The following is a 14,728-nucleotide window of genomic DNA, read 5'->3' on the forward strand; positions in this document are numbered from 1 at the left end:
TGGTGCCGGCGAGGCGGTCCCTATTCTCCTCCGCCTTGGTGCGGAAGTCCTCTACGTCGATCACGCCGCTCTCCGTCGACTTGACGATCACCGGCTCCAGTCCGGCGAGGGAGGTGGAGGCGGGGTTGGTGCCGTGAGCAGACTCGGGGAGGAGGATTACCTTGCGGTCCTCCTGTCCGTGGTCGATGAAGTACTCGCGGATGGTGCGGAGACCGGCGTACTCACCGGCGGCACCGGAGTTGGGCATAAATGAGATGTCGTCAAATCCGGTGATCGTGCAGAGCATCTTGCCGAGGCAGTCGATCATCTCGAGGTAGCCCTCCACCTGCTCTGAGGGAGCGTAGGGGTGGATGCAGGAGAAGTGGGCATTGGAGAGGATGAAGAGGGAGGCGGCAGGATTGAGCTTCATCGTGCAGGAGCCGAGGGAGATCATCGAGTCGGCAAGGGAGAGGTCACGCCGGCCGAGACGGGTGCAGTAGCGCATCAGCTCGGTCTCGGTGTGGTAGAGGCTGAAGACCTCCTGCTGCATGAAGTCGCCCTCCCGACGAACTTTCTCGTCCATCGGCAGCCACTCTGCGGGGATCTCCGGCACGTCTATCTCAGTGTCGGGCTTCTTCGCCTCGGTGAAGATGTAGAAAAGGGTAGCGAGGTCGCTCACCTCCGTCGTCTCATCGAGGGAGATACCGATGGAAGTGCCGTCGGCGAAGTAGCGGAAGTTGCAGCCGCTCTCCTCGGCGATGCGACGGATACGTGCCACCTCCTCCTCGGAGAGGTCGACGATCTTGAGGGTGTCGAAGTAGAGCGTATTGGCCTGCTTGTAGCCAAGCTTCCGGAGCTGACGGTCGAGGACAACGGTGTAGGTGTGGATGCGTCCGGCGATGTCCCTGAGTCCCTCCGGTCCGTGGTAGACGGCATACATACCGGCGATGGTGGCGAGGAGTGCCTGAGCGGTACAGATATTGGAGGTGGCGCGCTCGCGCTTGATGTGCTGCTCGCGGGTCTGGAGGGCGAGGCGGAAGGCCTTGTGATCCAGACGGTCAACGGTCACACCGATGATGCGTCCCGGGATGATGCGCTTGTACTCATCGGTGGCAGCGAGGTAGCCGGCGGAGGGACCGCCGTAGTACATCGGCACACCGAAGCGCTGTGAGGAGCCGAAGACAATGTCGGCGCCCAGCTCGCCGGGAGGGGTCATCAGCACGAGGGACATCAGGTCTGCGGCGACGGCGACGCGTACGCCGGCTTTCTTTGCCTTCTCGAGGAAGCTCTTGAGTTCGATCACCTGACCATTGTCATTGGTATACTGGACGACGGCACCGGCGAAGGTCTCATCGAGGGTGATCTCGTCCGGGCAACCGTAGACCAGCTCGCAGTCCCACTGCGATGCGCGGGTCTCGATGACGCGGCGGGTGGTGGTGAAGAGGTTGTCGGAGACGAAGATCTTGGTCCGGGTCTTCTGCTCAGTGCGCTTGCGGACATTCAGCAGCATGGCGCATGCCTCGGCAGCTGCGGTCGCCTCATCGAGGAGGGAGCAATTGGTCAGCGGGAGACGGGTAAGCTCGGTGATGACGGTCTGGAAGTTGAAGAGCGCCTCCAGTCTGCCCTGCGACACCTCAGCCTGGTAGGGCGTGTAGGAGGTGTACCAGGCGGGATTCTCGAGGATATTCCGCTGGATGACGGCGGGGGTGCAGGTGTCGTACCAGCCCATGCCGATGTAGGAGGAGAAGATCTGATTCTTCTCGCCCAGCTCATTGATGTGCTCGATCAGCTCGCGCTCGCTCATCGGCTCGGGGAGGTCCAGCTCCTTGTCGAGCAGGATATCCGACGGCATGACATGGTGGATGAGGTCGTCGACGCTCTTGACGCCGATGGTCTCGAGCATCCTCTTCCTCTCCTCGGGGTCGGTGACGCCGATCTCGCGGATGCTGAAGTCAGTTGTATTCATGAATCGATAGTGTAAGTATTTGATTAGATGATTTTTAGTGGCAAAAAAGGGCCGGAGGCGAGCTCCGACAGTGTAAAAGTAGCCATTTTCCCTGAGAGAAGAAAAAGAAGGCAGGCTCTATCGGACGGGTCGGACAAGTCGGACGGGGTCGGACGGGGTCGGACGGGGTCGGACGGGTCGGACGGGTCGGTGGGTCGGACGGGGTCGGACGGGTCGATCCATCCAATATTCTTACTATAATTACAGGGTAAGAAGTGCAACATGTAGCACATTATACCCCCTAGACAATGTTTTTTGGTAGGAAACAATATCTTCAGGAGCTAATCTCCATCGATGATCACTTCCGAAAGATCATAATGACAGGCGATGATATTCACCGCAAGGAAGATGAGCAGGGGATACTCACGATAGGGCTTTTTGACTTCCTGACTGACAAGGAGCTGATTTTCTCCTGACTCCTGGATAGACCTATTACCTCCCTAAGCAGCCGAGAGGAATCACCCGGACTCCGTCTGGTCGGGTATAGGCCATTTCGCCGCCGGTGAGGAGGATCAGTAGGTCCGGCTCCCGGATTGGCATCTGAGTCTCCTTCTTATTGGCCATGTGGATGAGATGCTTCAGCTCAAGTAAGTGCTTGGCACCCTGCTCGATCTCATTGCTTCCCAGCTTGCACTCAATGAGGGCATACCTCCCATCCTCTAAGTGTAGGACGACGTCCGCCTCGAGACCATACCTATCTCTATAGTAGGATACGTGACCACTCAGATCTATAGTGTAGGCTCTGAGGTCACGTATGCACATCTGCTCGAATAGGAAGCCAAAAGTTTTTAGCTGGGTGGATAGTGCCTCGGGAGATAGACCGAGGATTGCCACAGCGATAGAGGGATCTGCAAAGCCTCTCTTGACCGAACTCCTAATGGCAGACTTGCTTCGGATTGCAGGGCACCACGCCTCAATGTTTTGGATCACGAAGAGCTTCTCAAGGGCTTTCTCATAGTCGTTGAAGGTGTCTGGAGTGATCCCCTGATCTCCAGAGGCTGTGATATCAGCAAGAAGCGTATTCTTCCGCGCAAGGGTAGAGATATTACGTGCGTAAGACCGTAGGATCAGCTGAGCTACTTTAGGGTCCCTATTCTTGCCATCTATTCTTGATATGTCATCGACGCAGATCGTGTTGACATAGTTCTTAGCCACAAGTAGCTTGGCACGATCAGACTTAATATTTAGGACAGCAGGCCATCCTCCGTGGCAAGCAGCAAATATCAGATCGGGGACGGACATAGGGGACTTTATGCCATCGATATTGTACTGAGGATCATCAAAAAGTCTCGTCACCGAGATCTCTCCCGAGGATAAGCCCATCTCCCACAGGCTCATCGGTAACATAGTCATACGGGCAATCCTTCCTGTGCCGGAATGTTGTATCTGAGACTTGTCCACGGTATTGGAGCCTGTCAGTATAAATTGACCCATTTGACCTCTTTGATCGACGGCTACCCTCACGGCGTCCCATAGGACGGGAGCATCCTGCCACTCGTCTATCAGCTTGGGGGTGTCCCCTGCGAGTAGCAGAGATGGCTTCACATCTAAGGTCGCAAGGTACTCTGATCGCATATCAGGATCCTGAAGGCGGACGACACTCCTCGCATGCTGTAGGGCAGTAGTAGTCTTACCGCACCACTTGGGTCCCTCTATAAGGACCGCCCCAAATGCTTGCAATAGATCACTTAGTAAGTCGTCTGCTACTCGATGATAATACTCCATGGCGTAAAACAACTCTATATTCCTGTCACAAAGGTAGTGATTCAGGTTCACTTAGGGGTTGTTTAGGCGACAAAGTCGATACTTTTGTGGTGAATTGGTCGATACTTTTGTGGTGGTCTGGTCGATGCTTTTGTGGAGACCTGGTCGGATGGGTCGGATGGGTCGGACGGGTCGGACGGGGTCGGACAAGTCGGACGGGGGCGATGGGTCGGACAAGTCGGACGGGTCGGACAAGTCGGACGGGGTCGGACGGGGTAGGATGGGTCGATGGGTCGGCTGGGAGGGGTCTGGAGGAGGGGGAAATCTATTACCGGTATTAGTGAAGACTATTACCGATATTAGTGTCGACTAATACCGGTAATAGATTTCTCCCTGAGGGATAGGGCTGACTTGGCTATCGGTGGAGGAGGTGCTCCTCGCGCTTCGACTCGATCCAGCGGGCTACGATGCGGGGGTAGTGGTCCCGCTCGAGGAGGTGGATCTTGGCGGCGATCTCGTCGGGCGTCTCCTCCGGGCTGATCTCGGTCCGCGCCTGGAAGATCGTCCTCCCTCGGTCGTACTGCTCGTCGATCTCGTGGATCGTGATGCCGGTCTCTCGCTCGCCGGCGGCGTGGACCGCCTCATGGACGTGCATGCCGTACATCCCCTTGCCCCCGTACTTGGGCAGGAGGGCGGGGTGGATATTGAGGATCAGCCCCGGATAGGCATTGAGGAGGAAGTGCGGTATGAGTGCCATATATCCCGCCAGCACGATCGCCTCCACCCCTCGCTCTCGGAGGTAGGGGAGCAGCACCTCCGGATCTGCCAGCTCGTCGCGGGTGAAGTACTTTACCTCGATCCCGAGCCGCTCCGCCCGGTGACGGACGTAGGCGTCTCTGCGGTTGATCACCACGCAGGCGACGGAGAGCGCCGTCTCCGGGTGTGCGGCGAGGTACTCGGCGATCTGCTCCATGTTGGTTCCGTTGCCGGAAGCGAATATTGCTATCTTAGTCATGGTATGAAAATGCACGAACTTGTTTGCTTGTGCAAATAATACGTATCTTTGCATAGTCTAAGGGTGAGGTGTGCCGTGCGCCTATCTCATCCTCAGGAGACAAAGGTACGGTTTTTCAATACTTAATCACTAAATAAGAGATACCAATATGACACGTGACGAAGTCGCAAAGAAGGTAGAGGATATCATCATCGATAAGCTCAATGTAGATGCCTCTGAGGTAAAGGATGAGGCAAACTTCACCCTGGACCTGGGCGCTGACTCTCTCGACACCGTGGAGCTGATCATGGAGTTTGAGAAGGAGTTTGACATCAAGATCGAGGATGACGAGGCACAGAAGATCCAGACCGTCGGTGACGCTGTGGACCACGTCCTCGAGGCTGTCAAGGATCGCTGATCATCGATCACCGGAGCCTCTCCACGAGAGGCCTCTACCACGGTGAGGGCTGTCCCTCTGATGGTACGGCTCTCTGTCCGCCTGACAGATCATAGGGGGTGTGTCCGTAGCTGCGGGCCCATCCCCTTTGCTCGCAGGGGGAGTGCGAGATGATGAATGGTGTCCGTATGGACCTCACTACGCAAAATATCAGACATAATATGGAGCTCAAACGAGTAGTCGTCACCGGCATCGGCGCCGTCACGCCGCTGGGAAATGATGTGCCATCGACGTGGGAAGCGGCCAAGGCGGGTCGCAGCGGCGCCGGTCCGATTACCCTATTTGACCCGGAGCACTTCAAGACTCACTTTGCCTGCGAGGTGAAGGACTTCCGGGCGACCGACTTCCTGGATCGTAAGCTGGCAAGGAAGTGCGACCGGTACACCCACTTTGCCCTCGTCGCAGCAAAGGAGGCGATCGAGGACTCACAGCTCGACCTGGAGCGGGAGGATAAGGACGAGATCGGTGTGGTGGTCTGCAGCGGCATCGGAGGGATCAGTTCGCTCGAGGAGAATCTCCTGGGCTACGATGCGGAGAAGGGACCGCAATTCTCCCCCTATATGGTGCCGAAGCTGATCAGCGACATGGCTGCCGGGCTGATCTCGATCGAGTATGGCTTCCGGGGACCAAACTTCGGCACCGTCTCCGCCTGCGCCTCCTCGACCCACTCGATTATCTCTGCGGTCGATAACATCCGCCTCGGTCGCACGCCCGTCTGCCTCGCCGGCGGAGCGGAAGCGGCTATCAGCGTCAGCGGGGTGGGGGGATTCAATAGCCTGCAGGCGCTCTCGACGCGCAACGACAGTCCGGAGACCGCTTCGCGACCTTTCTCCAAGAGCCGCGACGGCTTCGTCCTCGGTGAGGGCGGGGCGATACTGGTGCTGGAGGAGATGGAGCACGCCGTGGCGCGTGGGGCACGGATATACGCCGAGATCGTCGGGGTCGGCATGAGCGCTGATGCCTACCACATCACCGCCTCTCATCCCGAGGGACTCGGCGCACGGCTCGTGATGACGCGTGCGATGGAGGATGCGGGGATCACGCCCGATAAGATAGACTATATCAATGTCCACGGCACCTCTACCCCCATCGGGGATATCAGCGAGGCGCGCGCGATCGTCGACCTCTTCGGGGATCACGTGAGCGAGATGAGCATCAGCTCCACCAAGTCGATGACCGGTCACCTCCTCGGTGGAGCCGGCGCGGTGGAGGCGGTGCTGTCGATCCTCGCCCTTAGGGACGGGATCATTCCTCCGACGATCAATCACGCTGAGGATGACGTCGATCCGGACTTTGACCCGAGGCTCGACTTTACCTTCAATACCGCTAAGGAGCGCCCCATAGAGTATGCGCTCTCCAATACCTTCGGCTTCGGAGGGCACAATGGTACGGTGATCCTCAGGAAGTGGAAGTAAGCTAGGATGAGTCAGATAGGACACCTCCTCGATCGGCTGTCAGTGCGGATACAGACGCTGGGGCGGGGAAGGATAGCCCGGCGGAAGGTGACTCCGGTGGACGAGTACAGGAGGAGCGTGGAGCGCTTTGTGCTCGAGGTGACGGGGGAGAAGCCCGACGACTGGAAGATCTACGCTCAGGCGCTCACCCACTCGTCCTATGCCGGGACCTACGGCGGTAAGCAAAATGAGCGGCTGGAGTATCTCGGTGACAGCCTCCTCGGGGCGGTGATCGCCGCTGCTGCTTACCGGCTCTATCCGGATGAGGATCAGGGCGGACTGACACAGATCCGCTCCTTCCTCGTCAGCCGCAAGCAGATCAATAAGCTGGCTCGCAGCATGGGCATCGACAGGATGCTCCGGGTCTCTCCCGGGGTCGACCTCGAGCACAGCGATGTGCCGGGAAATGCCCTCGAGGCCTTTATCGGAGCGCTCTATCTCGACAAGGGATTTGAGGTGACTGCCGACTTCGTCAAGAAGCAAGTGGTGATCTCGCGGAAAAACCTGGAGTGCGTCTCGCGGCAGGAGGAGGACTATAAGTCGACCTTTATCATCAGGATGCAGAAGGAGGGGACGCCCTATCTCTTCGACTACCTCGGGGAGACCGAGGGGGCGCCCGGCGAGGTGACGCATCACGTGGCTCTCCGTGTGGGAGTGGATGGTGTGGTTCTCTCTGAGGGCAGCGGACCGAGCAAGAAAGCGGCCGACCGGATGGCGGCGCGCACTGCTCTCCAGCTCCTCGACACCCACTGACGATACCCATAACCCATATACAGAGAGGGCCGACCCGCATCCCGCGAGCCGGCCCTCCTCTCATACCTCTTCTTCAGTAATAGAATTGATTAAATCAAATTTGTACACAGCTGATAATCAATAGTGTGCGATGCCATGCCGACAGTGGCACTACTCGGAAATAGTTCAGAAAGTAATATTTCTCACTTTTAGCCTCGCTATTGTCTCGTGGTGTTTTGAAATAGGCGTGATAATAAGCTCGAAGTTTATCAAGTGTAGAAATGATAAGTATTTTAATTGATTTGTCGCCAAAATACTTGTTGGAGAATGAATAATTGGTAGATTTGCACTGAGGCAGACCGTGTTTTTGATATGAATTGCTCTGGTCCGTCACGATCTATACACCACAGCGCCATCTACCCGATATGAAAATGAATAAGAGTCATCCACGCCACATCTCGCTCTTGCTTGTACTACTGCTGCAATTGTCGGGGCTTGCGAGTCCTCTCTCTGCTCAGGAGCGTAGCCCTCTGGTGCTAAGAGGAGACGAGGTCAGTCTGTCCTTTAGTCCAGAGGGTAGATATGGGCTGACTATATCCTCCCGGGATAGATCCTCTCTGGTGACATCTGACAGGACGCTCCCCTGGGATCTGCAGCTGAGAGATGGTCATCTGCCAGACAACCAGATAGAGTATGCAGGCGGTCACCTGATAGAGGAGGATCTCGTCGAGCTGACCTGGCAAGTGAGTCAGGGGGATGTTACATCCACAATTAGGGTGGAGGTTAGACAGAAAGATAGTGACCCCCTCCCTGAGTGGAGCCTTCGTATCACCGGTCCGATCGTCCGACAAATAGACCAGATTACCTTTCCGAAGTTCAAGGTTCCCCGTGAGGATAGTATGGAGCTGATTATGCCCGTGGGGTATGGCATCTCGAAGACGATCAAGGTGGGGACTGAGGCCTACCTCCCTTATCCATCCGGAAGTGGGACGATGCAATTCCTTATGGCAACCTCCTCGAGCGGGACTGCTTTTATCTCCACACGAGACACGGAGGGACACTTCAAGCACTTCAGAAGTGTTGCAGATGAGCAGTCAGTATCGATGTACGTTACTGTCCCTGTCCCAGAGGACTGGAGGCGTAATGATGATCTGAGATTACCATGGTCAAGTGTTATTGGCTATCGCAAGTCCGGGTGGGAGAGTACGGTGATTGACTGGTATCGACCCTTTACTTATCAGACCGAGTGGGGAGCAAAGGCAGTCACTGAGCGCGAGATCCCGCGCTGGCTGATGGAGAATGATCTTTGGATACAGAAGCAGAAGGAGGACAGCTATAGTGACTTGCTTCGTGCTATGGCGCTGTATGGAAATAACGTCGGCGTACACTGGTACCACTGGCACCATTACCCATTTGATACGCGATACCCTGACTACTTTCCTCCGAAGCCTCTGATCAAGGAAAAATTCCGTGAGTTATCCAATATGGGCGCTCACGTAGTACCCTATATTAATGGGCGTCTCTGGGATCCATTGTCGGAGGCTTTCCGTACCTATCATGGTGATAGGGCGCTCTGTGTCAAGAGGGACGGATCCTACTACGAAGAGGTGTATCACTCGAAGGTCCCTCACAATGTCTCTTGTCCCTCCTCCGAGATCTGGCAGAGGGTGCAGGGTGATGTGATCGATAGCATCAGTAAGAGACTCTCCACAGCAGGGGTATATATAGATCAAGTGGCTTGTGCGGCACCTGATCTCTGCTATAATCCCGACCATAACCACTCTCTCGGTGGTGGCAACTGGTGGGCTAAGGGGTATCGTGATATGTATCAGGCTGCTCGTGCGAGGTCTATAAATGATGGACAGATCCTTGCGACAGAGGAGTGTGCTGAGTGTTACATCGACCTTTTTGACCTGATGCTCATAGTGAATACCGACAGGCGTGGAGATAATAAGCCTATTCCTCTCTTCCCCATAGTCTACTCTGATAGAGCTCTCTACACAGGATATTGCTATATCGCATCGCCCATTAATAATGGATCCTTCAAGTTTATCACTGCCAAGAGTCTCCTCTGGGGGAGTCAGCTTGGCTGGATACAGCCGGGAAGGATTGTGGCTGCAGATGCACAGCGGGAAGCCCTTTTCCTGAAGCGTATGCAGCAATTCCGTGCCAAGATCAGGTCGATCCTTGTCGGAGGGCAGCTTCTCGGTGAGTGGTCTCCCGGCGAAGTCCCCCTGATGGATGTCCCCGGTCATGGTCAGCATCCAGCGGTATTGGGTGCCAAGTGGCGCTCCGCCGAGGGGAAGCCCTATCTGCTGCTTGTCAACTGGGATGATCAGTCTCACAAGCTGACGCTACCCACCGGGAAGAGGATAACCCTCGCTCCACTCTCCGCCTGGGTAGATGAAGTCCCCTGTCAGGAAAAATGAAATAATCGATCAACTCATACTATATCTGTCTTATGAAACCCTTATCTATCCACGTCTATTCTCTGCTGCTCCTGCTTGCGGTGGCGGGATGCAGTAAGTCAGCTGACTCGCAGCCTGAAAATGTAATCATGCCGGAGAATCTCTCCATCACACAGTCGATGGAGACCGGTAGGGTGATACTCTCTTGGAGTGATCCCAATAGCTCGGTTGATGGCTTTGAGGTCAGCTACAAGCCTGTCGGCACTGAGCAGTATGTGGCACTTGCTAAGCTGCCCGCCGATGCTCGCTCTTACGTGGTGGATCAGGAGATTGCTCCTGATGCATCGTACTACTTTGCTGTCGCTGCTATGCGCGGTGATAGTCGCTCATATCCTGCCACCTCGCTCTACAAGGTGATCAAGGCAGATGCAATCAAGGGCGTCAGGATCATACGTACCTATGCCTCCCATGCCGGGGTAGGGGTAGAGTATGAGCCTGTCAATCTGTTTGTAGGGGAGCGTAAGAGCTTCGGGCTGATGGTCACACGTACTCCTGACGAGTCAGCTGAGCCTATACTGGATATCCCTGCTCCTGCTGACTTGAGAGGTAAGTCGGGCTGTATGCAGATGATACCCATCACTCGCCTACCTAAGGATGCGACAGAGATTTATGTCAGAGCCTACGCTCTTGGTGATAAGTCTCGCTACGTAAGTGAGCCGTCTAAGGTTGTTCTCCCGGAGCAGCCCGCCGCCATAAAGCTGGACTGGAAAGAGATCACCCCTGACGGACTTAAGGGCAAGGTGGAGGTGTATAGCACTACCTCTACACTCAATGGACGCCCCTTCAACGCCTGGTATGCTGTGGGCAATCCGGAGAAAAGCCGCATTAAGCGCAATGACCCCGCTACCAATACCTCGCTGACGGAGCAGGCCAAGCAACTCTCGAAGGCTCTTGTACTGGTGAACGGCTCCTACTTCTACATGAATACTACGCTCGGTATTTATGGACACAATGGGCTGAAGGGTGTCAACCAGCCCCTTCGTGGTTCCTTGAGGACCACGCATCCGGAGTACAACGTCATGTACCATGCGATGAGAGGATTCTTTGGCGTGACGAAGGAGGGAGACGCCAGGGTGTACTGGGGAGGATCAGAGGCCGGTGAGCCGCACCTCTATGAGCACCCGATGCCTATCCTCCTGGGGGAGGCAAAATACGACTCTTATCTTCCTGAAATTGTAGACAAGCCTGTAGAGTGGGTCCCCTACTATGGACTGTCCGGTGGACCGGTAGTACTTAAGGATGGAAGAGTGCCTGTAGACTTCACAGCATTCCGAGAGGGTGATGAGTACTACTTGGCCAATTTTGAGCTAATGCCCTACGATATTTTCGGATCAGATATTCGTCCGGATAGGACAGCGGTAGGCGTGCGAGAGGATGGTCGCATTGTCCTCTTTGTCTGCGATGGACGTATTCCTGAGAGCAAGGGAGCTGACTTAGTGGAGCTCGCACAGATCATGAAGGGACTGGGATGTAAGGATGCTCTCAACCTCGATGGCGGAGGCTCTACCAACATGTGGGTCAGTGGCGAGATCGTTAATCATAAGGACATAGTAGCTGCAACCGGTGACACTCGTGCGATCAAGTCGATCATCGGATTTTTTGAGAAATAACTCGGCTGCCTTTGACGCCTGCCATTTGTTATCTCTGATATGAAACAGAAGATCACTTTAGTACTTATCCTCCTTCTCCTTCCTCTTATCACTGCCTGCGGAGATGGTTCCGAGGAGGCGGATGAAGCGATTGCTCCCCTGATCGGGCTGTGTGATCGTCTTTTCCCGGAAAGGAGCGGAGCCTTTCAGTTCGTGCTTGATAGAGACATGACTTCATCGGACTCGCCGTCTCGATACAGCGTAGTTGCTGAGAGAGGTAAGGTGACTATCAAGGGAAGTGATCCCCTTGCCCTCTCTGTGGGTCTCAATAGGTACCTCAGCGAGTACTGTCATACCTATGTAAGCCCGTACGCTTATGATAAGGTGGAGCTGCCCGGTCGTCTCCCCGATACCAAGGGGCCCCTTGAGGGATCCGCAGTTGTCCCTGAGCGGTTCTTCCTCAACTACTGCACCTTTGGCTACAGTATGCCTTACTGGAAGTGGGCTGACTGGGAGCGACTGATCGACTGGATGGCCCTACAGGGTGTCACCATGCCCCTGGCTATCACCGGCCAAGAGAAGGTGTGGCTTGACGTCTGGACGGAGCTCGGTCTCGATCCGGAGTCTGTCAAGAGCTACTTCACCGGTCCTGCCCATCTCCCCTGGCATCGGATGAATAATATCGATCGATGGGAGGGGCCGCTACCTGACTCTTGGCTGGATGAGCAGGTGGAGCTGCAGAAGAAGATCCTCGAGCGTGAGCGGTCCTTCGGGATGACGCCTGTCTTGCCGGCATTTGCAGGTCACGTCCCCCAAGAGCTTGCCCAGCACTACCCCGATGCCGAGGTGCTCCGACTTGGTGAGTGGGGCGGATTTGAGGAGAAATACGGGACGTACTACCTCTCTCCGGCTTCGCCACTCTTCCGCAAGATCCAGACCCTCTATCTCGAGAAGCAGACTGAGCTCTTCGGCACCGATCATATCTATGGCATAGATGCGTTTAATGAGGTGGACTCTCCCGACTGGTCACCGGAGTTCCTTGCCGATGTCTCACGGGCAATCCACACCTCGCTAACCGATGTCGACAGTGAGGCTAAGTGGCTTATGATGACTTGGCTTTTTTACTACGACAAGGAGCACTGGACTCCTGAGCGGATACGGGCATTCTTAGAGGCCGTCCCCCAGGGGAGCATCTACCTGCTGGACTATTACTGCGATAAGGCCGAGGTCTGGAGGGAGACGGAGGCATTCTACGGTCAGCCCTACTTGTGGTGCTACCTCGGCAACTTTGGCGGCAACAGCTGGCTCTGTGGTAATATGCGCGATGTGCGGGAGAAACTCTCTGCTGCGCAGGCCACACCCTCATCGGCACCTATGGGTATAGGCTGTACTCTGGAGGGACTGGATGCCAATCCGATCATGTATGAGTATGTGCTCTCTCAAGCCTGGACGAGTGCACCTACAGCTGATGACTGGATCAGGATCTGGGCGGACAAGCGCGGTAATAGCTCTGCGAATAATTACGTGTACGAGGCTTGGAAGATCCTCGAGAGCTCAGTCTACCGTGACTTTAGCAGAGGAGGTCAGGCGGTGCTGATCCACGCACGTCCCTGTCTGCATGGCTATCAGGGCTGGTGTACAGTGCCCGACTATGAGTATGACAACGATCATCTCCTACGGGCGTGGCAGCTACTCTTGCAGGGCTACACCTCTGCCGAGTCTCACCACAGGGAGCTTACCTATGATCTCGTCAATGTAGGTCGCCAGCTCTTGGGTAATCGGTTTATGGAGCTGAGAGATGTCCTTACTAAGGCATACGAGGATAAGGATCTCGACCAAGTATCAGCTGTAGGACAGCAGATGAAGGAGCTTATGGACGACTACGCCTCTCTCCTCACGTATGAGCCCTACTTTACGCTCGGTAAGTGGCTCCGAGATGCGAGGGACTATGGCTCACACAGTGAGGCAGAGGCTGACTACTACGAGCGAAATGCACGCAGCATCCTCACTGTATGGGGGCAGCCGGGTCGTCAGCTAACAGACTATGCCAATAGAGCCTATGCCGGGCTGGTCACAGACTATTATGCTCCCCGATGGAAGCGATTTATCGAGTCGGTGGAGAGCTCTCTCAGGGAGGGTATCCCGCTCGATGAGGAGCAGTTTAGGACAGAGATGATCGCCTTTGAGGATCAGTGGAGACAATCTACGGGGGAGATCGCAGAGGTCAGGCCATCTATGCCCATAGATCGTTATGTGTCACTTCTTATAAGTAAATACTTTCCCTCCGGTGAGTCCCGATAGGGATCATCAGGAGCTCAAATTATCAATGGGCTTATGAATTACTTACCACTACTATTTCTGCCAAGAGTCGGTATGGGCGAGCTGTTAGTTATCTTAGTCGTTATCCTGATCCTTTTTGGTGCAAAGAGGATTCCTGAGCTGATGCACTCTTTCGGGAAAGGGATCAAGAGCTTCAAGGATGGGCTCAATGAGGATCTGACAGACCCCAAGGACGATGACTCATCCAAGGAGGAGGAGTGAGGAGCCCGATTTCTGGGATAATGCAGAGGTCCTGAGAGGCGTACTTATCAGGGTGTTTATCTACTTCCTGGTTGCTTTTTCAGTTGCCTTTGTCCTTGTCCCCAGTATATTTGACTCAGTGATCCTTGGCCCCTGCAGGGCGGACTTTGTTACTTATCGCTGTATTGAGCGGCTCAGTCCCGGGGAGAGCTTCCGCACGGGGAGCTTCCCGATAGAGCTTGTCAATATCAAGCTAGGGACGCAGTTCTTCCTCCATATCAGAGTTGCCATTGCCATCGCTCTGATCGTCCTCGTACCTCCTGTCTTGATAGAGGTCTGGTATTTTGTACGTCCCGGACTCTATCGGGGAGAGGCCATTGCCCTGAGACATGTCCTCTTGGGGATGCCGATCCTATTTTACCTGGGTGTCTTAGTGGGTTACTTCTTGGTATTTCCACTGACATTGCACTTTCTTGTGTTTTACAATCTAAGTGACCTCATTGCTAATCAATTGTCTCTGGAGTCCTATATGAGCAACTTCTTCACACTCATCTCAGCGATGGGCATCATCTTCCTACTCCCTCTGGTGGTGAAGTTACTTGCTACTGTAGGTGTCCTCAATGTCGACACTCTCAAGCGAGGTAGGCAGTACGCTGTAGTTGTCCTGCTTATCCTTGCTGCCGTCATCACCCCCAGTGGCGATCCGCTCACGATGACGGTCGTCTTCGTCCCGCTCTATCTGCTCTACGAGCTGTCTCTCCTGATGGTCAGAGTGGAGAAACCCGGAGTCGCAAAGTCGTCCCTCTCCGACTGATAAACTAAGTGG

The 14,728-nt window shown here is 55.1% G+C and carries 11 protein-coding genes; 8 read left to right on the forward strand and 3 right to left on the reverse strand.

Annotated features, from left to right (window positions below):
* The 3 genes from B088_RS03870 to purN all read right to left on the reverse strand — a co-directional run.
* Nucleotides 1-1,945 (reverse strand): aminomethyl-transferring glycine dehydrogenase (locus tag B088_RS03870; RefSeq protein WP_018107094.1); only part of this gene is annotated, 1,945 nt, incomplete at its 3' end.
* A 471-nt stretch (nt 1,946-2,416) separates the two neighbouring features.
* Nucleotides 2,417-3,709, reverse strand: a complete 1,293-nt coding sequence (locus B088_RS03875) for an ATP-binding protein (RefSeq protein WP_025081941.1) — start codon at nt 3,707-3,709, stop codon at nt 2,417-2,419.
* Nucleotides 3,710-4,103: 394 nt separating this feature from the next.
* Nucleotides 4,104-4,703 (reverse strand): phosphoribosylglycinamide formyltransferase, encoded by a 600-nt coding sequence (gene purN, locus B088_RS03885; protein WP_025081943.1) that lies wholly within the window; start codon nt 4,701-4,703, stop codon nt 4,104-4,106.
* A 148-nt stretch (nt 4,704-4,851) separates the two neighbouring features.
* Here purN and B088_RS03890 point away from each other — a divergent pair, with 148 nt between their 5' ends.
* The 8 genes from B088_RS03890 to tatC all read left to right on the forward strand — a co-directional run bounded on the left by B088_RS03890 (nt 4,852) and on the right by tatC (nt 14,716).
* Nucleotides 4,852-5,100 (forward strand): acyl carrier protein, encoded by a 249-nt coding sequence (locus B088_RS03890; RefSeq protein ID WP_018107099.1) that lies wholly within the window; start codon nt 4,852-4,854, stop codon nt 5,098-5,100.
* Nucleotides 5,101-5,300: 200 nt separating this feature from the next.
* Nucleotides 5,301-6,554, forward strand: a complete 1,254-nt coding sequence (gene fabF, locus B088_RS03895) for a beta-ketoacyl-ACP synthase II (RefSeq protein WP_025081944.1) — start codon at nt 5,301-5,303, stop codon at nt 6,552-6,554.
* A 6-nt stretch (nt 6,555-6,560) separates the two neighbouring features.
* The gene (locus tag B088_RS03900) at nt 6,561-7,346 is read left to right on the forward strand and encodes a ribonuclease III family protein (protein WP_018107101.1); all 786 of its coding nucleotides are present in this window, start codon (nt 6,561-6,563) and stop codon (nt 7,344-7,346) included.
* 599 nt (nt 7,347-7,945) lie between these two features.
* Entirely contained in the window at nt 7,946-9,754 is a 1,809-nt protein-coding gene (locus B088_RS03905; protein ID WP_018107102.1) for a DUF6259 domain-containing protein, read from the forward strand.
* Between the two features lie 32 nt (nt 9,755-9,786).
* Complete coding sequence (locus B088_RS03910; RefSeq protein ID WP_018107103.1) at nt 9,787-11,403, forward strand: phosphodiester glycosidase family protein; 1,617 nt, start codon at nt 9,787-9,789, stop codon at nt 11,401-11,403.
* Nucleotides 11,404-11,442: 39 nt separating this feature from the next.
* Entirely contained in the window at nt 11,443-13,683 is a 2,241-nt protein-coding gene (locus B088_RS03915; RefSeq protein WP_081605459.1) for an alpha-N-acetylglucosaminidase, read from the forward strand.
* Between the two features lie 33 nt (nt 13,684-13,716).
* Nucleotides 13,717-13,923 carry a twin-arginine translocase TatA/TatE family subunit gene (tatA, locus tag B088_RS03920; RefSeq protein ID WP_025081947.1) on the forward strand — a complete coding sequence of 69 codons (207 nt, stop codon included), beginning with the start codon at nt 13,717-13,719 and terminating at the stop codon, nt 13,921-13,923.
* Nucleotides 13,898-14,716 carry a twin-arginine translocase subunit TatC gene (gene tatC / locus B088_RS03925; RefSeq protein ID WP_018107106.1) on the forward strand — a complete coding sequence of 273 codons (819 nt, stop codon included), beginning with the start codon at nt 13,898-13,900 and terminating at the stop codon, nt 14,714-14,716. Before tatA ends, tatC begins: the two co-directional genes overlap by 26 nt.
* The last annotated feature ends 12 nt before the right edge of the window (nt 14,717-14,728 follow it).

The sequence above is a fragment of the Porphyromonas bennonis DSM 23058 = JCM 16335 genome, assembly GCF_000375645.1.
GTDB classification, from domain to species: domain Bacteria; phylum Bacteroidota; class Bacteroidia; order Bacteroidales; family Porphyromonadaceae; genus Porphyromonas_A; species Porphyromonas_A bennonis.

What these genes read in the sequence shown, in the direction of transcription:
- B088_RS03900 (WP_018107101.1), top strand. Translation starts at nt 6,561, where the DNA reads ATGAGTCAGATAGGACACCTCCTCGATCGGCTGTCAGTGCGGATACAG.
- B088_RS03890 (WP_018107099.1), top strand. Translation starts at nt 4,852, where the DNA reads ATGACACGTGACGAAGTCGCAAAGAAGGTAGAGGATATCATCATCGAT.
- B088_RS03910 (WP_018107103.1), top strand. Translation starts at nt 9,787, where the DNA reads ATGAAACCCTTATCTATCCACGTCTATTCTCTGCTGCTCCTGCTTGCG.
- purN (WP_025081943.1), bottom strand. Translation starts at nt 4,703, where the DNA reads ATGACTAAGATAGCAATATTCGCTTCCGGCAACGGAACCAACATGGAG.
- tatC (WP_018107106.1), top strand. Translation starts at nt 13,898, where the DNA reads ATGACTCATCCAAGGAGGAGGAGTGAGGAGCCCGATTTCTGGGATAAT.
- B088_RS03915 (WP_081605459.1), top strand. Translation starts at nt 11,443, where the DNA reads ATGAAACAGAAGATCACTTTAGTACTTATCCTCCTTCTCCTTCCTCTT.
- fabF (WP_025081944.1), top strand. Translation starts at nt 5,301, where the DNA reads ATGGAGCTCAAACGAGTAGTCGTCACCGGCATCGGCGCCGTCACGCCG.
- tatA (WP_025081947.1), top strand. Translation starts at nt 13,717, where the DNA reads ATGAATTACTTACCACTACTATTTCTGCCAAGAGTCGGTATGGGCGAG.
- B088_RS03875 (WP_025081941.1), bottom strand. Translation starts at nt 3,709, where the DNA reads ATGGAGTATTATCATCGAGTAGCAGACGACTTACTAAGTGATCTATTG.